The 21,209-nt window shown below is 71.6% G+C and carries 18 protein-coding genes; 4 read left to right on the forward strand and 14 right to left on the reverse strand.

What is annotated here, in order from left to right:
• Positions 1-80: 80 nt before the first annotated feature.
• From ABIE38_RS05525 to ABIE38_RS05535, 3 genes are read left to right on the forward strand one after another with little or no spacing between them, the layout of a single operon-like run.
• Entirely contained in the window at positions 81-812 is a 732-nt protein-coding gene (locus tag ABIE38_RS05525; RefSeq protein WP_354054387.1) for a succinate dehydrogenase cytochrome b subunit, read from the forward strand.
• A 47-nt stretch (positions 813-859) separates the two neighbouring features.
• On the forward strand, positions 860-2,815 hold the full coding sequence (locus ABIE38_RS05530; RefSeq protein WP_354054792.1) for a fumarate reductase/succinate dehydrogenase flavoprotein subunit: 1,956 nt from the start codon (positions 860-862) through the stop codon (positions 2,813-2,815).
• A 34-nt stretch (positions 2,816-2,849) separates the two neighbouring features.
• Positions 2,850-3,593, forward strand: coding sequence for a succinate dehydrogenase/fumarate reductase iron-sulfur subunit (locus ABIE38_RS05535; protein ID WP_354054388.1), 744 nt, complete (start codon positions 2,850-2,852; stop codon positions 3,591-3,593).
• 24 nt (positions 3,594-3,617) lie between these two features.
• Here ABIE38_RS05535 and smc read toward each other — a convergent pair whose 3' ends face one another.
• From smc to ABIE38_RS05595, 12 genes are all read right to left on the reverse strand, one after another.
• Positions 3,618-7,181, reverse strand: a complete 3,564-nt coding sequence (gene smc / locus ABIE38_RS05540; protein ID WP_354054389.1) for a chromosome segregation protein SMC — start codon at positions 7,179-7,181, stop codon at positions 3,618-3,620.
• Positions 7,182-7,207: 26 nt separating this feature from the next.
• On the reverse strand, positions 7,208-9,940 hold the full coding sequence (locus ABIE38_RS05545) for a cation-translocating P-type ATPase (protein ID WP_354054390.1): 2,733 nt from the start codon (positions 9,938-9,940) through the stop codon (positions 7,208-7,210).
• A gap of 89 nt (positions 9,941-10,029) precedes the next feature.
• Entirely contained in the window at positions 10,030-10,320 is a 291-nt protein-coding gene (locus ABIE38_RS05550) for an acylphosphatase (RefSeq protein ID WP_354054391.1), read from the reverse strand.
• Positions 10,317-10,805, reverse strand: coding sequence for an OsmC family protein (locus tag ABIE38_RS05555; protein WP_354054392.1), 489 nt, complete (start codon positions 10,803-10,805; stop codon positions 10,317-10,319). The genes ABIE38_RS05550 and ABIE38_RS05555 overlap by 4 nt, the downstream gene beginning before the upstream one ends.
• Before the next feature lie 5 nt (positions 10,806-10,810).
• Positions 10,811-11,719, reverse strand: a complete 909-nt coding sequence (gene mutM / locus ABIE38_RS05560) for a bifunctional DNA-formamidopyrimidine glycosylase/DNA-(apurinic or apyrimidinic site) lyase (protein ID WP_354054393.1) — start codon at positions 11,717-11,719, stop codon at positions 10,811-10,813.
• Position 11,720: 1 nt separating this feature from the next.
• A complete protein-coding gene (gene rnc, locus ABIE38_RS05565) occupies positions 11,721-12,419 on the reverse strand; it encodes a ribonuclease III (RefSeq protein ID WP_354054394.1) in 699 nt (232 codons plus the stop codon).
• Entirely contained in the window at positions 12,416-13,006 is a 591-nt protein-coding gene (locus ABIE38_RS05570; protein ID WP_354054395.1) for a YceD family protein, read from the reverse strand. Before ABIE38_RS05570 ends, rnc begins: the two co-directional genes overlap by 4 nt.
• Before the next feature lie 24 nt (positions 13,007-13,030).
• Positions 13,031-13,822 (reverse strand): DivIVA domain-containing protein, encoded by a 792-nt coding sequence (locus ABIE38_RS05575; protein ID WP_354054396.1) that lies wholly within the window; start codon positions 13,820-13,822, stop codon positions 13,031-13,033.
• A 110-nt stretch (positions 13,823-13,932) separates the two neighbouring features.
• The gene (gene coaD, locus ABIE38_RS05580) at positions 13,933-14,406 is read right to left on the reverse strand and encodes a pantetheine-phosphate adenylyltransferase (protein WP_354054397.1); all 474 of its coding nucleotides are present in this window, start codon (positions 14,404-14,406) and stop codon (positions 13,933-13,935) included.
• Positions 14,403-14,990 carry a 16S rRNA (guanine(966)-N(2))-methyltransferase RsmD gene (rsmD, locus tag ABIE38_RS05585; RefSeq protein ID WP_354054398.1) on the reverse strand — a complete coding sequence of 196 codons (588 nt, stop codon included), beginning with the start codon at positions 14,988-14,990 and terminating at the stop codon, positions 14,403-14,405. Before rsmD ends, coaD begins: the two co-directional genes overlap by 4 nt.
• A gap of 29 nt (positions 14,991-15,019) precedes the next feature.
• Entirely contained in the window at positions 15,020-17,296 is a 2,277-nt protein-coding gene (gene recG, locus ABIE38_RS05590; protein ID WP_354054399.1) for an ATP-dependent DNA helicase RecG, read from the reverse strand.
• Positions 17,293-19,008, reverse strand: coding sequence for a DAK2 domain-containing protein (locus tag ABIE38_RS05595; RefSeq protein WP_354054400.1), 1,716 nt, complete (start codon positions 19,006-19,008; stop codon positions 17,293-17,295). The genes recG and ABIE38_RS05595 overlap by 4 nt, the downstream gene beginning before the upstream one ends.
• Positions 19,009-19,137: 129 nt before the next feature.
• Between ABIE38_RS05595 and ABIE38_RS05600 the strand changes: the two genes are divergently transcribed.
• Positions 19,138-19,932, forward strand: a complete 795-nt coding sequence (locus ABIE38_RS05600) for an enoyl-CoA hydratase-related protein (RefSeq protein ID WP_354054401.1) — start codon at positions 19,138-19,140, stop codon at positions 19,930-19,932.
• A 36-nt stretch (positions 19,933-19,968) separates the two neighbouring features.
• Here the strand turns inward: ABIE38_RS05600 and ABIE38_RS05605 are convergent, their stop codons facing one another.
• Positions 19,969-20,679: a uracil-DNA glycosylase gene (locus tag ABIE38_RS05605; protein ID WP_354054402.1), complete on the reverse strand. Its 711-nt coding sequence runs from the start codon at positions 20,677-20,679 to the stop codon at positions 19,969-19,971.
• Between the two features lie 3 nt (positions 20,680-20,682).
• Positions 20,683-21,204 carry a gamma carbonic anhydrase family protein gene (locus ABIE38_RS05610; RefSeq protein WP_354054403.1) on the reverse strand — a complete coding sequence of 174 codons (522 nt, stop codon included), beginning with the start codon at positions 21,202-21,204 and terminating at the stop codon, positions 20,683-20,685.
• Positions 21,205-21,209 lie beyond the last annotated feature (5 nt).

Genomic DNA, 21,209 nt, shown 5'->3' on the forward strand with positions numbered 1-21,209 from the left:
CGACCCCCGCCGGCATCCCGGCCCCGGGCGGCGTGGGCGGACCTAGACTGGCGCGCGTTCCCGTAAGGAGGTGGCCGCGCGTGACCGAGGTCGCTGCCCCGCACGTCCCGGTCAGAGCCCGGAGACCTCACCTCCGCCGCGTCCCCGCGTTTCCGACCTGGGCCGCCAAGACGGTCATGGCCGTGACGGGCCTGGTCTTCACCTCGTTCGTCGTGGTGCACATGATCGGCAACCTCAAGGTGTTCGGCGGTGCGGCCGGTTTCGACGGCTACGCCGAGTGGTTACGGACGCTGCTCCACCCCTTGGTGCCGCACGAGGGCGTGCTGTGGGCCCTGCGGGTGGTGCTGGTGCTGAGCCTGGTGGCACACATCGGGTGCTCGGTGGTGCTCGCGCGGCGGTCCCGGGCGTCGGCGGGCCCTCGTCGTCATCGCACCCGTCCGACCGCCGGTTCCTTCGGCGCGCGATCCATGATGCTGACCGGCGTGGTGATGCTGCTGTTCGTGGTCTTCCACGTCCTGGACATGACCACCGGCACACCGCCCGCCGCCAGTGACTCGTTCGTCCCCGGTTCGGCGTACGCGAATCTCGTGGCCAGCTTCGCCAGGCCGTGGGTGGCCGCGTTCTACGGGATCACGATGGTCCTGCTGGCGGCGCACGTGGCGCACGGCGTCCGCACGGCGGCGGGCGATCTCGGGGTGACGGGTATCCGGAGCCGTGCCGCGGTGACGGTCGTGGGCGGTGTCGCCGCCGTCGCCGTCCTGGTGGGCAACGCCCTGATCCCGATCGCGGTACAGGCCGGGTGGCTCGCGTGACCGGCCCGCGCGCGCCGGGGTCGTCCGGCACCTTCGAATCGCCGCCCGTGACGGTCCCCGGCGCTCGGGTCGGGTCCGTCCTGTCCTCGGGTGCCCCTGACGGCGATCCCGCCACGGCCTGGGCGCGGCGGCGGGACACCTATCCCCTGGTCTCCCCCGGCAACCGGCGCCGCTTCCACGTGGTCGTGGTGGGCACGGGCCTGGCCGGTGCGGGAGCCGCGGCCGCACTCGGCGAACTGGGGTACCGGGTCACCGCGCTGACCTATCACGACGCGCCGCGGCGCGCGCACTCCGTGGCGGCCCAGGGCGGGATCAACGCCGCCCGCGCGAGGCGGGTCGACGGCGACTCCCTGCACCGCTTCGTGGCGGACACCGTCAAGGGCGGTGATTTCCGGAGCAGGGAGGCCGAGGCGTTCAGGCTCGGCGAGGAGTCGGTCCGCGTCATCGACCACTTCTCGGCGATCGGCACGCCGTTCGCCCGGGAGTACGGGGGCGTGTTGTCCACGCGGTCGTTCGGCGGTGTCCAGGTCTCACGCACCTACTACTCACGCGGGCAGACCGGTCAGCAGCTCCAGATCGCCGGCACCCAGGCCCTCCAGCGGCAGATCCGGGCGGGCACGGTGCGGTTGCACACCCGCCACGAGATGCTCGATCTGATCGTCGACGACGCTGGATGTCACGGGGTCGTGGTCCGCGACCTCGTCACCGGACACATCCGCGCCGAGACCGCCCACGCCGTGGTGCTGGCGACGGGCGGCTACGGGAACGTATTCCACGACTCCACGCTCGCGGTGAACTCCAACGCCTCGGCCGTGTGGCGGGCTCACCAGCGGGGGGCGTTGTTCGCCTCGCCGTCGTTCGTACAGTTCCACCCCACCGCACTGCCCAAGGACACGACCTGGCAGGCCAAGACCATCCTCATGAGCGAGTCGCTCCGCAACGACGGCCGCATCTGGGTGCCGCGGCGCGCGGGCGACGACCGACCGCCGGGCGACATCCCCGATGCCGACCGCGATTTCTTCCTCGAGCGCCGCTACCCGGCCTACGGAAACCTGGTCCCCCGCGACGTGGCCTCACGGGCGATCACGGCGGAGATCCGAGACGGCCGCGGGGTGGGCCCCCGCCGCAACTCGGTGTACCTCGACTTCCGGGACTCCCTCGCCCGCGACGGCCGGCAGCGGATCACCGAACGCTACGGCAACCTGTTCGACATGTATTCACACGCCACCGGCGAGGACCCGTACTCCGTCCCGATGCGCATCGCGCCCACCTGTCACTTCACCATGGGCGGGCTCTGGAGCGACTACGACCTCCAGACCTCGATCCCCGGACTGTTCGTGGGCGGCGAATGCGGCTGGGCGTATCACGGGGCCAACCGGCTCGGCGCCAACTCGCTGCTCAGCGCCAGTGTGGACGGCTGGTTCACCCTCCCGTACTCGGTGCCGGCGTACCTGTCCGGTCGCCTCGGGGACGATCCACCGGACGACGACGACGAGGTGGTCACCACCGCCGTGGGCCGCGCCCGGGCGCGCGTCGAGGCACTCCTCGCGGTGGGCGGATCCACCGGGCCCGCACACTTCCACCGCGCGCTGGGCGAGATCCTCTACTCCGGCTGCGGGGTCACCCGCACCGCCGAGGGTCTGACCGCCGCCATCGAGCGCATCCGCGACCTCCGGGCCCGGTTCTGGTCCGACCTCCGCGTGACCGGAACCGGTGAGCACCTCAACCAGGTGCTCGAACTGGCCGGCCGGACGGCCGACTACCTGGAGCTGGCCGAACTGATGTGCGTCGACGCCCTGGACCGCGATGAATCCTGCGGCGCCCACTTCCGCGACGAACACCGGTCCCCGGGTGGCGAGGCGCTGCGCCGTGACGACCTCTGGCGCTTCGCCTCGGCGTGGGGATCGGCCGGCGACGACCGCGGCGGCCCACGCACGTTCACCCGCCATGCCGAACCGCTCGACTTCTCCGCGGTCGAGCTCACCACGAGGGACTACCGATGAGATCCACCCGACGAACGACTGCGGGAAGCACCCCGTGAGGCTCACACTGCGCGTGTGGAGGCAGGCCGGTCCCGAGGACACCGGTGCCTTCGTGGAGTACCACGTGCCGGACGCCGAACCGGAGATGAGCCTGCTCGAGCTGCTCGACTCACTCAACGACCGACTGGTCGACGACGGGGTGGACCCGGTGGCCTTCGATTCCGACTGCCGGGAGGGGATCTGCGGAGCGTGCGGGGTGACCGTCGACGGGCGCGCGCACGGCCCGGCCCAGAACACCCCCTCGTGCCATCAGCGCCTGGACGCCTACTCCGACGGTGACACCCTGCGCATCGAGCCGATGCGCGCGGCCGTGTTCCCGGTGATCCGGGACCTGGTGGTGGATCGCTTCGCGCTGGACGGGATCGTCGAGGCCGGGGCCCACGTGTCACTTCCCGCGGGGACAGCCCCCGACGCCGACCTCACCGCGCAGGGGCACGACGACGCGGAGACGGCACTGGATCTGGCGGCCTGCATCGGCTGCGGTGCGTGCGTGGCGGCCTGCCCCAACGGATCGGCCAATCTCTTCCTGGGTGCGAAGCTGGGGCATCTGGCCCTGATGCCGGTGACGAGCCGCGAACGCGGGTCCCGGGCACGCGAGATGGTCGGCGCCGCGGATCAGGAGTTCGGCTCCTGCTCCCTCTACGGCGAGTGCTCGATGGTGTGCCCGGCGGGAATCCCACTGCGTGCGATCGGCATGGTCAACCGGGAGCGCCTCCGCGCGGTCTTCAGACGCTCGTGACCGGCCCGCGGGCGCCCGGGGACGTCAGCGCATGCGCTGGGAGATCACCTTGGAGATACCGTCGCCCTGCATGGACACCCCGTAGAGGACGTCGGCGACGTCCATCGTGGGTTTCTGGTGGGTGATCACGATGAGCTGGCTGGTCTCCCGCAGCTGCTCGAACAACCCGATGAGGCGGCGCAGGTTGGTGTCGTCGAGTGCGGCCTCGACCTCGTCCATCACGTAGAACGGGCTGGGGCGGGCCTTGAAGATCGCCACGAGCATCGCCACGGCCGTCAGCGACTTCTCGCCACCGGACAGCAACGACAGGCGCTTGACCTTCTTCCCCGGCGGCCGGGCCTCGACCTCGATCCCCGTGGCCAGCATGTCCGCGGGGTCGGTGAGGATCAGGCGGCCCTCGCCGCCGGGGAACAGCACGGCGAACACGTCGCGGAACTCGCGTTCGACGTCCACCCATGCCTCGGTGAAGATCTGCTCGATCCTCTCGTCCACGTCGTCGATCACCCCCTCGAGGTCGGCGCGGGCCTTCTTGACGTCGTCGAGCTGGGTGGACAGGAACGCGTATCTCTCTTCCAGGGCGGCGAACTCCTCCAGCGCCAGCGGATTGACCTTGCCCAGGGTCGCGAGGTCCTTCTGAGCCCGCTTGAGCCGACGCTCCTGTTCGGCACGCAGATACGGCATCGGTGGTGGTGGGGTGACGTCCTCCCCGCGCTCGCGGGCCGCCTCGTACTCCTCGATCTCGAGCGCGGACGGCGGAAGCGGCACCTCCGGTCCGTAGTCCGCCACCAGGGCCTCGGGCTCGATGCCGTGCCGTTCCAGCACCGCGGACTCGAGTTCGGAGACCTTGACCTCGAGCTGGGCCCGGACGATCTCGTCGCGGTGGGCGGCGTCCCCCAGTCTGGTGACCTCGGATTCCGCGTCCGCCAACTCGGTCCGGAGCGAGGCCACCCGTGCGGAGGCCTCCGACCGCGCGGACGCCAGTCTGTCACGCTCGGCCCCGGCAGCGGCGATTAGCTCGTCGAGCCGTGCCAGCAGCCGCACGCTCAGCTCGTCCACCACTCCGGCGACCTCGGCCCCGCGCCGGCGTGCCGCGGCGGCACGGGCCGCCCGTGCCCTGGATTCGCGCTCGGATTGTGCTGCCCTGCGCAGCGACGCCGACTTCCCGCGGACCCCCGCCGCGCGCTCCTCCGCCGACCGGTGTGCCAGCCGGGCCTCGAGTTCGGCCCCCCGGGCGGCAGCGACCTCTGCCTGCGCGGCGACCCGTCCGTCGTCCGCGGGTAGCTCGGCCTCGTCGTCGTCACCGGCTCGGGCGAGCCGGTCGGTGAGCTGGGCGTGTTCGGCCCGGGAGGCGTCGAGCTTGTCGACGGCCATCCTCCGTGCCTGCTCGAGGCGCCGCACCTCCGCCTCGGCGCGTCGTCGGCGCGTGCCGATCCTCGCGAGTTCGGCGTAGATCTCCTCGATCGCGGCGTCGGACTCGGTGATCGCGGCGAGGGACTCGGAGAACCGGTCCGCCCGTTCGACGTCCTCCGCCTCGGCGCCTGCGAGCTCCGCGCGGGTGGTCTCGATCTCGGCGCGTGCGGCGTCCCTCTGGGCGACGGCCGCGTCGACGGCGGACTGGATCTCGAGCCCTGTCCGTCCGGCGGCCGAGCCCCCGACGGTCCATCCCGCCCCCGCGATCTCACCACCCCGCGTGACCGCGCGTAGGCGCCGATCCGCCTCCACCTGTGCATGGGCCCCGGTCAGGTCCTCGACCACCACCACGTCCACCAGTAGGGCCGTGACCGCGGCGACCAGGTCCGCGGGGGCCTCGACAACGTCGAGCGCCCACCGGGCGCCGGGAACCAGGTCCGCCTCAAGGCGGTAGTCGCCGCCTGCGGCGCCACTTCCCACCAGACCTGCCCGGCCGGCGTCGGCCTCACGGAGCGCGGCCAGAACCGAGCGGCGGTCGACGCCGGAGTCGACGACGACGGCGTCGACGGCCGGCCCGAGAGCCACGCCCACCGCGCGCTCCCAGCCTGCTTCGACTCCGAGAAGCTCCCCGATGGTTCCGGCGACCACTTCCGGTCCGAGGTGACGGAGCACCCACTCGGCTCCGTCGCCGGCCCCCTTGTTCTGCTCGAGTGTCTCGATCCGGGCGGCCAGGCTGGCGATCCGCTGGTCCGCCTCCCTCTCGATCCCCCGCAGTTCGGCGAGGCGCGCGCGGGCCGCGAGGTGAGCGCGCTCGGCCCGCCCCAGGTGCTCGTCGAGAGTCCGCTCACCCTCCGCGTGGACGTCGACCCGGGCGTGGACGGCGTCGAACTCGGCCTCGGCGTCCGCCACCGCGGCGCGGGCGTTCTCCGATTCCGCGTCGAGTCGCGCGATTTCCGCCTCGGTCGACTCGACCCGTGCGGCGAGCGTCTCCACCTTGCCGGCGAGCCGTGCCACGCCCTCTCGACGGTCGGCGATGGCCCGTACGGCCTTGAGGTGTTCGGCCTCCAACCCGGCGAGCGTGGCCTCGGCCGACCTCAGCGTCTCCGTGGCCCGGCGTGCCCGGTCCGCGGCGCGGGAGACCTCGGCTGCCAGATCCCGCTCGTGCGCCTCGGCGCGGTCGGCCTGCCGATCCAACTCGTCCGGGTCGGTGCCGTGGTGGACCGCCGACTCCGCCGCGAGGGACCGCGCACGGTCGGAGGCGATGCGGGCGGTCGCGCGGGCGCGTTCGGCCAGTGTGGACAGGGCGAACAGGCGCTGCTGGGCGGCGTCGGCATCGGGGGTGAGGCTGTCGAGCCGGGCCTGCGTCTCCGCGACCGACCGCGCGAGCTCGTCCCGGCTGTCGACGGCCGCGGCCACCTGGTCGGCGAGCCGCGACCGAACGCTCTCCGCGTCCGCCAGCTCGGCGCGTCGGGTCACCAGGTCGTCGGCGGCCAGCCGGAAGGTCGCGTCGCGGAGGTCTGCCTGGACGGACTGGGCCCGGCGCGCCACCTCGGCCTGACGTCCGAGCGGCTTGAGCTGGCGGCGCAGTTCGCCGGTCAGGTCGCTCAACCGGTCCAGGTTGCCCTGCATCCCGGCGAGCTTGCGCTGCGCCTTCTCCTTGCGGCGACGGTGTTTGAGGATGCCGGCGGCCTCCTCGATGAAGGCGCGCCGTTCCTCCGGCTTGGACTCGAGGATCTCGGCGAGTTTGCCCTGGCCCACGATCACGTGCATCTCGCGCCCGATGCCCGAGTCCGAGAGCAGCTCCTGGACGTCCATCAGTCGGGCGCGGTCCCCGTTAATCTCGTACTCGGCCGCACCATCGCGGAACATCCGCCGGGTCAGCGACACCTCGGCGTAGTCAATCGGCAGCGTGCCGTCCGAGTTGTCGAGGGTGAGCGTCACCTCCGCGCGGCCGAGCGGCGCCTTGCCGGCGGTCCCGGCGAAGATCACGTCCTGCATCTTGCCGCCGCGCAGCGACTTGGCGCTGTGCTCCCCCATCACCCAGGTCAGGGCGTCGACGACGTTGGATTTGCCCGAGCCGTTGGGGCCGACCACGCAGCAGATGCCGGGTTCGAACCTCAGGGTCGTGGGCGCCGCGAAGGACTTGAATCCCTTGAGCGTCAACGATTTGAGGTACACGGATGTCGATCCTATGGCACGGGCGGCTACCGCCCCGGAGCCGTGACCCCTGCGGCGGCGATCGCGGTTGCGCGCCGGCGAGCCGCCGGTTTTACCGCCAGCTTGTGGATCTCGGACACCACGATGACCGTGGCGCCGACGGCCACACACAGGACCCACTCACCGGGGCTCAGTGCGCTCAGGCCCATCGGGCCGGCCAGGACCGGCCAGCTCACCACCACCACCTGCAGGCAGGCGGCGGCCGCCGTGGCGGCCAGCAGCAGCGGGTTCGCCAAGGGGTTGAGGGTCAACACCGAGCGACGCAGCGCCCGGGCGTTCATCACCTGGAAGAAGCTGGCCGCAACCAGCACCGTCAGCGCCAGGGAGCGGGCGTGGTCGGTCTCCACCCCGTCCCAGATCGCGCGCTCGTAGACCACCAGGGTCACGACGGCCATCCACACCCCGCTCAGCGCGGTGCGCCACCACATGGTGGCGTCGAGTACACCTTCACCGGGAGTCCTGGGAGGTACCTCCAGCTCGTCGCCCTCGCCGGGTTCGAACGCAAGGGCGATCACCTGTATCCCGGACGTCACCAGGTTCGCCCACAGCATCTGGACCGGCAGGAGTATCAGGGGCGAACTGGTGAAGACGTTGACCGCGACCGCCAGGAGCGCCGCGATCGCCGTCGACAGGAGGAAGAAGGTGGCCTTGCGGATGGTCGCGAAGGTGACCCGCCCCTCCTCCACGGCGTGGACGATCGTGCTGAAGTCGTCGTCCGTGAGGACGACGTCGGAGGCTTCGCGGGCGACGTCCGTGCCCGAGTCGCCCATCGCGACCCCGATGGAGGCGACGCGGAGTGCGGGCGCGTCGTTGACACCGTCCCCGGTCACCGCGACCACGTTGCCCATCGCCATGAGCTGCTCGACGATCCTCATCTTGTCCTGCGGCGACACCCGGGCCGCGACCGTCGTATCCGCCAGTCGGGCCCGGAGCATCGTGTCGTCCAGAGCCGCGATCTCGGCCCCGGTCAGCGGGGGCTTCCCGGTGTCCAGCCCGAGCCTGCCGGCGATCGCGGCGGCGGTGACCGGGTGGTCACCGGTGATCATCATCACCCGGATCCCCGCCGACCCGCAGCCGGCGATCGCCTCCTGGACGCCCGGACGCGGAGGATCGGTCATCCCCTCCAGGCCGAGGAAGGTCAGATCTTCCGGTGCGCCCTGCAGGGTGGCGCCGGCCAGACGCGGATCCCCGTCCTCGAGCTCTCGGCGGGCCGTGGCGATGACCCGAAGCCCCTCCGAACCCAGGGCGTCGTGGGCGGCCAGGACGGCGGCCTGATCGAGGATCGTGGTGCCCCCCGCGGTGAGCATGCTCGAACACATCGCGGAGACCGCGTCGGGCGCACCCTTGACGTACAACACCGGCCGACCGCCCTCGTTCCGGATCGTCTGCGAGAACCCGAGCTCGGGCTCGTAGGGCATGTGCGCCACCGGTGCGGCGGCCCGTTCGATCGGAGTGACGGCGCCCAGTCGCACCGCCACCGCGGCCATCGCCGCATCCACCGCGTCGCCGCTGAAACGAAAGGGGTCATCCCGCGTGGGAACGGCCTCGTTGGTCAACGCGCCCGCGCGCAGGGCCGACCCCGCGACGGTGGTGAGCCGCCCGGTGTCGGTGCCGACCCAGGTCGCGGCATCGACGGCGATCTCCCCCTCCGTTGTCCACAGCCGCTCCACGGTGAGCAGGTTCTGTGTCAGGGTCCCGGTCTTGTCCGACCCGATCACCGTCGTGGACCCGAGGGTCTCCACCGACGGCAGATGCCGCACGATCGCGTTACGCCGCGCCATCCGGGCCACGCCCACGCTCATCGCCACGGTGAGCACAACGGGTAGAGCCTCGGGGATGGCGGAGACCACGAGAGCCACCGCGGTCCGGAACATCAGCGACACATCGTGCCCGAGCGCGAGTCCGGCGGCGAAGACGGCCAGCGCGGAGATCCCCACGATCAGGCCGATCCACCGCTCCATGGAGTGGATCAGAGCGGTCAGCGGTGCCGCCGCCGCGGTGTCCTGTACCAACTCGTTGATGGCCCCGAGCTCGGTATGCGCGCCGGTGCCGACCACGACACCGGTCGCACGGCCCGACGAGACGAGCGAGCCGCTGAACACCATGCCGTTCCGGTCACCAGTCGGCGCGTCGGGGGCGACCGGATCCGTGTCCTTGTCCGTGGCCAGGGACTCGCCGGTGAGCATCGACTCGTCGACTCTCAGCGCCACCGCCTCGATCAACCGCAGATCCGCCGGGACCCGGTCACCGCTGTCGAGGTGCACGAGGTCTCCGGGCACCAGAGCAGCCGAGTCGATGGTCTGCACGTGACCGTCCCGGCGTACGCGGGCGGTGGGTGAGGCCAGGGACTGCAGGGCACGGACCTCGGTCTCGGCCTTGCGCTCCTGCCAGAACCCGATCGCAGCGTTGAGAACGACCGCCGCCATGATCGCAGTGGTGTCAACCAGGTGTCCCTGCACCACGGTGATGGCGGCACAGACCAGCAGGAACAGGACCAAGGGACTCCGGAACTGCCGGAGCAGCACCCGCCACGCCGCGGTGGCGTCGGTCGCCTCCAACAGGTTGGGCCCATGACGCTCCAGCCGGTGCGTTGCCTCCTCGGAGGTCAATCCCGTGGTACCGGCGCCCACCAGGTCGAGTACCTCCGGCACCTCCAGGGCGTGCCAGTTGTCGGCGGTCATGTCACCGTCTCCGGTGCCGGAGGTCGTGAGTGAGGTCATGGTCCGGTCCTCCGGTCTGTCTAGATCGTCGCGATCGGTCCGCCTCCAGGATGCCCCAGCACCTTTCCGGGCCAGGGGCCGAGGTGCGTTCAGCGCTCGCGGAATCCGGACAGGTCCCCCCGGGCTGGTTCCCAGGAGTCCACCACGAGCTCCACCGTGCCCGGCCCGCCCCCGCCCCGCAGCAGGTCGACGAGCTGAAGGCATGCCTGGCGGGGCCCCTCGGCCACCACGTGCACCCGGCCGTCGGTCTTGTTGGCGGCGTACCCGACGAGCCCCAACTCGAGTGCCCTGGACCGGGTCCACCAACGGAAACCCACGCCCTGGACCTGCCCGTGGACCCAGGCCACCAGCCGGACCGGGTCCGGATCCCGCCCACTCATCGCGGGCCGTCCACTGCTGCCGCGCCCTGCTCTCGTCCGGTATCGAAGCCCAACTCGATCTCCGCCCCCGCCGCCAGCGTCCGCCCGACCGTGCACGCGGAGTCCACGGAGCGCCGGATCATGTCCAGCAGCCTGTCCCGCATCGCCGGGTCGAGCCCGGACAGGTCGAGCTCGTAGGTCTCCTCCAACCTCGGGTACCGCTCGGCCTCGCGGTCGGCGTCCCCGGAGACGCGGACGGTCGCGGCGTAGTCGTCGCCCAGTCTGCGGGAGACGGTGAAGTCCGAGGCCATCGCGGTGCACGACGCCAGGGCGATCTTGAGCAGTTCACCCGGGGTGAACACGCCCTCGACGTCCACCGACCCGATCTCGACCCGCGCGCCCCGTGTCGAGTGCCCCACGTATCGCCGGGTCCCTGCCCGCTCCACCCGGAGCTCTGTGGCGGGCGGCGGGGGCTGAGTGCTGTCGTCCGAGTCGGTCATCGTCATGTCGGTCATCGTACGGAGCGAGGCCGCCGCGCCACAGCACGCCGGGGCGGACTCTGGCAGCCCGGGCAGAAGTGCGAACCGCGGTTCATGAAGTCCTCGCGCACCACCGGCGTCCCACACCGGGCACAGGGCCGACCGGCGCGCCCGTAGACGTCGAGCGACCTGTCGAAGTATCCCGAGGCGCCGTTGACGTTGACGTACAGCGCGTCGAACGACGTCCCCCCGGCGGCCAACGCGTCAGACATCACGTCACGGGCGTGGCCGAGCAGCCCGCGGACGGTGGCCAGCGTCAACGCTCCCGCGCGCCGGCGGCCGTGGACACCGGAGCGCCACAGTGCCTCGTCCGCGTAGATGTTGCCGATGCCCGACACCACGGTCTGGTCCAGCAGGAGTCGTTTGATCTCGGTGTCCCGGCGGCGGATCGTCCGCGCCGTGGCCAGCTCGTCGAATGCGGGATCGAACGGGTCCGCGGCCACGTGGGCGGCCGGCGCGGGTAGGAGCACACGGGAGCCGTCGGCGGCCTCGGCCAGCGGGACGACGGTCCACCCGCCGAACGTCCTCTGGTCGACGAACCGCAGCTCGCGGCCGTCGTCGAGAACGGCGCGGGCGTGCAGGTGCCGTACCCGCGGCGCGTCGGAGGTCGTGACCAGCATCTGGCCGCTCATGCCCAGGTGGACCAACAGACAGTCCGCACCGGCGGTGTGCTCGCCGTCCAGGGTCAACCACAGGTACTTGCCACGCCGGCCGGCACCGCTCACCACCCGATCTCGCAATCGGGCGACGATCTCCGCCGGACCGCCGGGCTGACGGCGGGCCGTGCGAGCCCCGGTCACGTCGACGTCGAGTATCCGACGACCCACCACGTGGGCCTCGAGACCGCGTCGCACCACCTCGACCTCGGGGAGTTCCGGCATGTCAGCCCGTGGCCCGGTCCAGGGCGGCCCAGGCCTGCTCGGCCGCCTTCTGCTCGGCCTCCTTCTTGGTCCGGCCGACGCCCTCCCCCAGCGGATCGTCGCCGACCAGGACCACCGCGGAGAAGGTCTTGTCGTGGTCCGGCCCGGTGGAGGTGATCTCGTAGCGGGCCTTGGGCCGGCCGAGCGCCGAACACTTCTCCTGGAGGCTGGTCTTCCAGTCCAGCGCCGCACCCAGGGTGGGCACCACCCGGAGGCGCTCCCCGATGATCCCCTCGACGATCCCCCGCGCGACCTCCAGGCCGTGGGTCAGGTACACGGCGCCGAATACCGCCTCCAGGGTGTCCGCCAGGATCGAGTGCTTGTCCCGCCCGCCGGTGAGTTCTTCTCCCCTGCCGAGCCGGAGAAGTGCACCGAGCCCGTCCGGGCCCAACTCGCGGGCGATGTCGGCCAGGACGTAGGTGTTGACCAGGCTCGCGCGGATCTTCGCGAGGTCGCCCTCCGGGCGGTCCGGGTACGCGGTGTAGAGATGTTCGGTCACGACGAGTTCCAACACGGCGTCGCCGAGGAACTCGAGCCGCTCGTTGTGCGGGAGCCCCCCGTGCTCGTACGCGAATGACCGGTGGGTCAGCGCCTGTGCGGCCAATTCCGCAGGGAGCTGTACACCCAGGACCGCGGCGAGCTCCGGGGAGGGGTCCGTCACCCGGCCCCCTCGTCGGTCCCGGGGTCGGCGAACTTCTCCGCCAGGCCGGCCCAGCGCGGATCGATGCGTCCCTCGGTACTGCCGGAGACCCCGTCCGGCGCGGGGGTGTCGGGGTTGACGCACTCGCTGAGACCGTAGTCCGTGCACGTGGGCGACATCGGGAACTCCAGCCCGAAGGCGTCGACGAGAGCGGGTTCCAGGTCCAGCAGATCTCCGTCGAGAAGGCGCACCTCGTCCTGTTCCGCACCGTCCGCCGCGGCCGTCCCCTCGGCGGCGAACATCTCCGTCAGATCCACGGAGGCCTCGGTGGTGAACTCGCCGAGACACCGTGCGCACTCCACCGCGGCCCGCCCCGAGACGGTGCCGGTCACCAGCACCCCTTCCTCGACGAAGGTCAGGTCCAGATCCAGGTCGACCTCGGTCCCCTCGGGGATCCGGATCAACTCGACCCCGATGTCCGACGGCAGGACCGCGGCACGCTGGACCTGCGTCATCGCCCCCGGGGACCGGGCGATGCTGCGGGTGTCGAGGACAAGGGAATCGGCGGCCGGGCGGCCTTGGCGTCGCTTGCGGGAGGTGGTGGACACGCCCAGCAGACTACCCGTCCCCGATCAGTAGTCCCCGTACCCGTCGCCGTAGTGATCGCCCTCGCGCGCCCCGCGCCGGACGGGGGCCTCACGTCGCCCGGCCGGGGTGACCCCGTGGAGTTCCTCGCGCCCGCGCGTCACGGTACGGATGGTCGAGCCGAGGAACTCCTCGAACCGCGCCATCTTGTCGTCGATGTAGGCGTCGCACTCCTCGCGCCGACGGTCGCTCTCGGCATGCGCGGCGTCCCGGATCCGGCTGGCCTCCTCGTCGGCGATCCGGACGACCTCGGACTCCGACAGCATCCGCTGCTGTTCCTGACGGGCCTCGGTGATGGTGCGGTCGTAGATGATGTTGGCCTGTTCCACCAGCCGGTCGGACTCGGCACGGGCACGGGCGGTGGTCGACTCGGCCTCGCGGCGGGACCGGTCGAGCAGATCGGCGGATTCCGCACGGGCGTCGCCCACCAGGCCGTCGGCGTGGGCCGTGGCCTCGGCGACCATACGATCGGCCCGTGCCTTGGCGTCGGCGAGCATCGCGTCGGCGTCCGCCCGGGCCTCGCGCAGCGTTCGATCCGCCTCGGCGTCCGCGGCGGACACGGTGTCCCGGGCGGTCGCGTCGGCTTCCGCGAGCACACTGTCGCGCTGGTCCAGCACGTCCTGGGCGTCGTCGAGCTCACCGGGGAAGGAGTCACGGATGTCGTCGAGCAACAGCAGGGACTCGTGCCGGGGCACCACGCAGTTCGCGGTCATGGGCAGACTGCGGGCATCCTCGATCATCGCGTTCAGCTCATCGAGGGCCTGGAACACTCGGTACACGCTCGTCCCTTCACCGGATCGTCACTCTTGCCACACCAGTGTGCCCGCAAGCCGGGCCCCGGTGCCGGTGCGGCGGCGGTGTGTCCGGTGGTCCGGGACGCCAGGGGCGCTCAGCCCAGCCGTTCCCTCAGGGCCCGTGCGACGGGATCCGGCAGCAGATGCGAGACGTCCCCGCCCAGTCGAGTGACCTCGCGGCACAGCGACGAGGACACGAAGGCCAGGTCCGCCCGGGTCGGCAGGAACACGGTGTCCACCCCCGCGATCGACCTGTTCATGTGGGCCATCGGCAGTTCGTAGTCGTAGTCGGTCGAGTCGCGCAGGCCTTTGATCACGGCCGTGGCGCCCTTGTCGCGGCAGTAGTCGACGAGCAGCCCGTAGAAGCTGTCGACGCGGACCCCGGGCAGGTCGGCGCAGACCTCCTCGATGAGCGCCTTCCGCTCGTCGATGGTGAACGTCCCCTGCTTGTTGGGGTTGGCCACCACGCACACGATCACGTCGTCGAACAGTTGCGCCGACCTCTGGACGATGTCGAGGTGCCCGAGGGTCACCGGGTCGAACGAGCCTGGGCACACGACGGTGGTCATCGGGCGACCGTATCAACCGGTCGGGCGATCTCGACGGCGGTCTCCCCGTAGGTCCGTTCGAACACCACCTCGTATCCGCCGGGCCATCGCACTGCCGGGTCGCGCTTGGACCTCTCCCACACCACCAGGGCGTCACCGGCCAGCCACCCTCCCGCCGACACCGCCTCGAGGACGGGCGCGTCGAGCTCCCCGGACTTCTCGTACGGCGGGTCGGCGAGAACGAGGTCGAACCCGCCGGCCACGGGGCACGGCCCGGCGACGGCGGCGGGCAGCGCCGCCCGCCTCACGATCGGGCGGACCGACGGGTACGACGACGACAGGCCCGCCGTGTTCGCGCGGATGCTCGCGACCGCCCGGGGGTTGTCCTCCACGAACCACACCACGTCGGCGCCCCGGGAGACCGCCTCCAAACCGAGGGCGCCGGATCCCGCGAACAGGTCCAACACCGCGGCACCGTCCAGGTCCATCCGGCTGCAGATCGCGCTGAACAGGGCCTCGCGGACGCGGTCGGTGGTGGGCCGGGTCCCCGAGGGCGGCACGGTGATCGACCGCCCGCGCAGGCGGCCCGAGATGATGCGGGTCATGGCTCCCCTGATGGTCGAGATGGTGGTGGTCAGTACTTGAACAGGTAGTCCGACTCGTCCGAGCCGGCCAGTCGGCGGACCCGCTCGGCCAACGCAGGGTGGGTGTCGAGCCCGGGGTCGGAGTCGAGGATCTCCTCGGCGTGGCGGCGTGCGATCTCGATGACCTCGCCGTCGTCGACGACGGACAACAACCGGAGTGAGGCCAGTGCCCCCGACTGTGCGTCTCCGAGGACGTCACCCTCACGGCGTTGGAGCAGGTCGAGCTGGGCCAACCGGAACCCGTCGGTGGTGGCGGCGACGGCGTTCAGACGTTCCATCGCCCTGCCCCCCTCCCGGGAGTTGGTCACGAGCAGGCAGAGCCCGGGCAGGCCACCCCGACCCACCCGGCCCCGGAGTTGGTGGAGCTGGCTCACCCCGAACCGGTCGGCGTCCATCACCACCATCACGGTGGCCTCCGGTACGTCAACCCCGACCTCGATCACGGTCGTCGACACCAGTACGTCGAGCTCACCGGAGGCGAACGCGGTCATGGTCGCGTCCTTCGCCTCGGGGGGCAGCCTCCCGTGCATGAGGCCGATGCGCAGTCCTGCGAGAGGCCCGGTGGACAGGTAGTGGTGGAGCTCCACGGCGGCGACCAGCGGGGGCCTGTCGCCGCCCGTGTCGTCGTCCCCTCCCTTCGTGGCACCGTCCGGGGCGTCGGTGGTGTCGGCGTCGATCCGCGCGCACACGACGTACGCGCGGTGACCCGCCCCGACCTCCTCCCGCACCCGCTCCCAGGTCCGCTCCACCCATCGGGGCCTGTCCCGGGCCGGCACGACGGAGGTCGAGATGGGCCTGCGGCCACCGGGCAGCTCCTCCAGTTCGGAGACCTCCAGGTCGCCGAACACCGTCATCGCGATGGTCCGCGGGATCGGCGTCGCCGTCATCACCAACAGGTGCGGGACCATCCCGTCCCGCCCCTTGGCGCGGAGCCGGTCACGCTGACGCACCCCGAAGCGGTGTTGTTCGTCGACCACGACCAGCCCCAGGTCGAAGAAGTCGACGGAGTCCTGGATGAGCGCGTGCGTGCCCACGACGATCCCGGCCTCCCCGGTGACGATGTCGAGCAGGGCCGCCCGGCGCTCGGCAGTGGACATGGACCCGGTCAGCAGCACGACCCGGGTCGCCTGGTCCGCGGCGCCGAGTCGGCCCCGCTCCCCCAGATCACCGAGCATGGCCGTCAGCGAGCGGTGGTGTTGGGTGGCCAGGACCTCGGTGGGCGCCAGCATCACGCACTGGCGTCCGGCATCGACCACCTGGAGCATCGCGAGCAGCCCGACGACCGTCTTCCCGGAGCCGACCTCCCCCTGGAGCAGGCGGTTCATCGGTTCGTCGAGCGTCAGGTCCGCCGAGATCTCCCGGAGAACGGTCTGCTGCCCAGCGGTGAGCTCGAACGGCATCCGCGACTCCATCGCGGCACGGACGCCGTCCCCGCGCACCGGGCTGGCCGGCGCCGGGTCACGGGCGACGAAGCGACGCCTGGCCCCCAGCAGCAGCTGCAGTGCGATCGCCTCGTCGAACCGCAGCCGGTAACCGGCCCTGTCGGCGTCCTGGACGTTCTCCGGCAGGTGGGCCTTGCGCAGCGCCTCGTCGAGGCCCATGAGCCCCGCGGCCGCCAGGACCGTGTCGTCGAGGGGGTCCACCACGGGGACCAGGGCGCGGATCGCGGTGACGACCGCGCCGAGCAGGTCCCACGAGGTCACGCTCTCCTTGGCCGAGTAGATGGGCAGGAGCGGACGGTCGAACAGACTCGGGCCACCCTCGGCGTCGATCTCCGCCGAGAGGCGCGCGAGCGCGGCGAGGTCTCCCGAACCCTTGAGCTGGCCGCCGGGCCCGGCGACCGATCGGAGGACCAGGAACTCGGGGTGCTTGAGATCCAGGGACTGACGGAACCGCGACACGGTCCCGTCGAACATCGCCACCGTGCCCACCGGGAGCATGAACTTGATCCTGCGGCCGGCGAAGTAGACCACCTTGAACGTGGTGTCCTCGTCCTTCACGGTGAGAGTGAGCATCTCCCGCGGCTGACCCTGCTTGGTGGTGTAGTTCCGGGTCGCGGCGGTGGCGACGGTCCCGATGATCGTCACCCGCTCGCCGTCGACGAGTTCGCGCCTGTCGTAGCGCTGCCCGTGCTGGCGGTAGCGACGGGGAAGGGTGTGGAGCAGGTCGCCGACGGTCCGGTGGCCGAACGCCGTGGTGATCCTCTCGGCCAGTCCGGCGTCGAGGACCTCCTGCAGCGGCGTGTCCGTGGTGGCGAACGCGGTCATTCGACCCCGACGTGCGCGAGCACCCGGCCCGGCCCGGCCGCGTATCCGGCCACCTCGACGTCGGGGTGACCATTGCGGATCCGGGTCAGCGCCTCCTGTGTCGCGGCATCGTCGTAGTCGGCGCCGAGCAGCAGGGTCACGAGTTCGCCGCCCGACGAGAGCAACCGGTCGGCGAGCGCGCACACCGCGTCCACCGGGTCCGTCTCGATGAGGGCGACGTCGTGGCCGACCATGCCGAGGAGGTCTCCGGCGGCGCAGCGACCCACCAGGGTGAGCGCGTCGTGTTCGGCCCGCACCAGGTGCGCGTGCCGGGTGGCCGCGGCCGCGTCCGCCATCCCGAACCCGTCCAGGGACAACGTGGTCGAGGGGTCGTGGACGGCCAACGCGGCCAACCCCTGGACGACCGACCCCGTCGGGAGGATGAGGGCGTTGCCGTCGACGTCGCGCAGCGCGGCGTCGAGTGCTCCGATCTGTGCCCTGGACAGCTCACCGTTGGGCAGCACCAGCAACTCGTCCGAGGACAGGGCCAGCACCGCGTCGATCACCCCGCCCTCGTCCGGATCGACCGTCCGCGCCCCCGCGCCCGAGAACAGTTCGGCGAGCGGACCGTCGGGGACGATCGCCACCACCGTCCGCTCGGGTTCGCGCCCGGTCCGGTCCGCACCCTCCCCGGACCCGTCCCGTCGACGGTGCCCGGACGGCGGGCTCGCGCCCACCGGGTCCAACATGTCCGTCACCCGGATCTCGGTGACCCGGCCGAGGGAGAGTGCGACCTCGACCGCCGTTCCGATGTCGTCGGTGTGGACGTGCACCGCCCAGCGGGCGTTGTCCCCCGTTCCGCCGTCGCCCACGACCACCACGCTGTCGCCCAGGGTCCGGAGAGCGGACCTGAGCTCGTCGGCACGCGCGTCGTCCGAATGGGTCAGTGAGTACATGACCTCGTACCGGGTGTCGGCGGAGGAGTCCGGGGCACCACCGTCGGTACCGTCACACTGCGCGGACTGCTCGGTGAACGGGTCCTCGGGGATGAAATAGTCCGGTCGCTCCGGCGCCTGTCCCCCGAGCACCTCGACCATGGTGTCCAGCAACACCAGCAGGCCTCGTCCGCCCGCGTCCACGACCCCCGCCCGGGCCAGCGCGGGCAGCTGGGACGTGGTGCGATCGAGGGCCTCCGCCCCCGCATCAGCGGCCGCGCGTGCCACCTCGACGAGTGAGGTGGCCGACGACCTACCGGCGCCCCCCGCGGCCTCCCGCAGCACGGTCACGATGGTGCCCTCCACCGGATCGCTGAGCGCATGGTCGACGAGGGTCACCGCCGTCCGGAGCGCTCGACGGTAGGTGGAGGCGTCGACGACGGTGAAGGTCGCGGCCTCGCCGACCGCCCGGAGCACCTGGGACAGGATGACGCCGGAGTTGCCGCGCGCACCGTGGACGGCCCCGTGACCGAGCGCCACGGCTATCTCGCGGGCGCCGGCACTTCCCCCACCCTCGGAGATCCACGCCTCCTCGCCCTCGGCCCTGTCGACCGCGGCTCTCATCGTGTAGAGCAGGTTGGTCCCGGTGTCGGAGTCCGGGACCGGGAAAACGTTGAGGGCGTTGATCTCCTCGCGGTGGGTCGCCAGATGTTCCACGCACCGACGCGCCCACCCCAGGAGTCCGTGGGCGTCCAGTGATGACGGTCGCTCCTCGACACTCGTCGACTCCTGTGCCATCACCCCTCCTCGGCGTCCGTCCACCCCAACGGTCCGACTCCGTCGGTCGGCGCGGCCAAGCCTAGTACCCTCACCTTGCGACAGCCGTCGAACAGGCCGAGACGGCCCGTACCACTCCCTGGAGCCCAGATGACCACTGCCCTGAACGCCACCCCCCTCATCACGCTCGAGGACGGTGTGCTCACCATCCCCATCTCCCTCGAGGGCAGGGGGAACTCGCTGGACTCCGACGCCGTCACCCAGGCCGGCACCGCCCTGACCGCTCTCCTCGCCGGCGAGATCGATGCCGGAGCGATCCTCCTGGTGGGCCTGGGCAGGAACTTCTGCGCGGGTGGGAACGTGCCCGGTTTCGCCGCGGCCGAGGACCGCTCGGAGCACGTCCGCGAACTGGCCGACCGGTTGCACGGGGTGGTCAGGCAACTGGAGGAGGCACCCGTGCCGGTGGTGGCCGCGGTGGCCGGCTGGGCCGCGGGGGCCGGACTGTCCCTCGCGTTGGCCGCCGACTTCTCCGTCGGGGGTCCGGACACCCGCCTGCTCGCGGCCTACCCGGGAATCGGCCTGTCACCGGACGGTGGGATGTCCTGGCGGCTGCCCCGCGCGATCGGGCCCGCGGCGGCCCGGGCGTTCATCCTGGGCAACGAGCCGGTGGACGGGGCGCGGGCCTACGGGATCGGACTGCTCACCACCTTCACCGAGGACGACGTCTCCACCGCGGCTCGTGAGCTGGCGGTCCGCCTCGCGGCGGGCCCGCGTGCCTCATTCGCCGCCACCAAGGAGCTGTTGCGACGGTCCGGCGAGAGGACTCTCGCGCAACAGCTCGACGCCGAGCGGGACTCCATCGCGGCGCTCGCGGTGTCGCCCGACGGGATCGAAGGAGTGGACGCGTTCGTCGCCAAGCGCGCCCCGCGCTTCGGTGGTGCCTGAGCGCGGCCCGCGCTTCGGTGGTGCCTGAGCGCGGCTCTACGTCTGCTCCGGCAGCTCCGGCAGTCGCCAGTCGACGGGGTCCACGCCGAGCCGGTGCAACTCGTCGTTCGCGCGGCTGAACGGCCGGGAACCGAAGAACCCGCGCGAGGCCGACAGGGGCGAGGGGTGGGCGGAGGCGATGACCGGGGAGTCACCGAGCATCGGCTCCAGGGACTGTGCCTGGCGCCCCCAGAGAATCGCCACCAGCGGACGGTCGCGCTCCACCAGAGCCTCGATCGCGCGCCCGGTGACCTGCTCCCATCCCTTCCCTCGGTGGGAGGCCGGCTGCCCCGGCGCCACCGTGAGGACACGGTTGAGCAGGAGGATCCCGCTCGCGGCCCAGGAGCTCAGGTCGCCGTGCCGGGGGGCCGGTAGTCCCAGATCGTCGGAGTACTCCCGGTAGATGTTGACCAGGCTCCGCGGCAGGGGGCGGACGTGACCGTCCACGGCGAAGCTCAGGCCGACGGCGTGCCCGGGCGTCGGATACGGATCCTGACCCACGATCAGAACGCGGACGTCGTCGAACGGCTGGGTGAAGGCACGCAGGATCCTGTTCCCCTCCGGGAGGTATCCGCGGCCCGCGGAGTCCTCCTCGCGGAGGAAGTCGCCCATCCGGTGGATGCGGTCCTCCACCGGCGCCAATGCGCTCGCCCACCCCGGGCCGACGACCTCCCCCAGCGGAGGCCGAGCCGACTGGTCGCCCGCCACCGGTCAGTCGATCCGTCGGAGCTCGGAGCGGTACCGCATCGCGTTGTCGTGGTACTTCTGCGTGTTCCCCTCGAGCATCGCCGGGTCCACCTCGTACCCCTCGCGGATCCGCGCGGGGGCTCCCATGGCCATGCGCGCGGCGGGCAGTTCGAACCGTGGCGGGATCAGACACCCGGCGGCGACGACCGCCCCGGCACCGATCACGGCGCCGTTCAGCACGATCGAACCGGAGGAGATCAGGGCTCCGTCGCCGATGCTCGCCCCCTCGATGTGCGCGTTGTGCCCCACGATGCAGTGCTCCCCGAACACCGTCGGTTCCGACTCCGTGCAGTGGACGATCGTGCCGTCCTGGATGTTGGTCATGGCGCCGACCTCGATGCGCCCGTAGTCGCCGCGGAGGACGGCGGTCGGCCACACGGACACGCCCGGTCCCAGGCGGACGCGGCCGATCACCACCGCGTCGGGGTGCACCCAGGCGTCGGGGGCGATGTCGGGTTCGAGGTCTCCGAGTGCGTAGACAGCCATGTGGC

The organism is Dietzia sp. 2505 (assembly GCF_040546785.1).
Classification (GTDB): Bacteria; Actinomycetota; Actinomycetes; order Mycobacteriales; family Mycobacteriaceae; genus Dietzia.

Coding starts and splice junctions, on each gene's coding strand:
- ABIE38_RS05550 (WP_354054391.1), bottom strand. CDS start 10,320: ATGAGTGGGCGGGATCCGGACCCGGTCCGGCTGGTGGCCTGGGTCCAC.
- mutM (WP_354054393.1), bottom strand. CDS start 11,719: ATGCCGGAACTCCCCGAGGTCGAGGTGGTGCGACGCGGTCTCGAGGCC.
- ABIE38_RS05545 (WP_354054390.1), bottom strand. CDS start 9,940: ATGACCTCACTCACGACCTCCGGCACCGGAGACGGTGACATGACCGCC.
- recG (WP_354054399.1), bottom strand. CDS start 17,296: ATGACCGCGTTCGCCACCACGGACACGCCGCTGCAGGAGGTCCTCGAC.
- ABIE38_RS05595 (WP_354054400.1), bottom strand. CDS start 19,008: ATGGCACAGGAGTCGACGAGTGTCGAGGAGCGACCGTCATCACTGGAC.
- ABIE38_RS05600 (WP_354054401.1), top strand. CDS start 19,138: ATGACCACTGCCCTGAACGCCACCCCCCTCATCACGCTCGAGGACGGT.
- ABIE38_RS05610 (WP_354054403.1), bottom strand. CDS start 21,204: ATGGCTGTCTACGCACTCGGAGACCTCGAACCCGACATCGCCCCCGAC.
- ABIE38_RS05555 (WP_354054392.1), bottom strand. CDS start 10,805: ATGACGATGACCGACTCGGACGACAGCACTCAGCCCCCGCCGCCCGCC.
- coaD (WP_354054397.1), bottom strand. CDS start 14,406: ATGACCACCGTCGTGTGCCCAGGCTCGTTCGACCCGGTGACCCTCGGG.
- rsmD (WP_354054398.1), bottom strand. CDS start 14,990: ATGACCCGCATCATCTCGGGCCGCCTGCGCGGGCGGTCGATCACCGTG.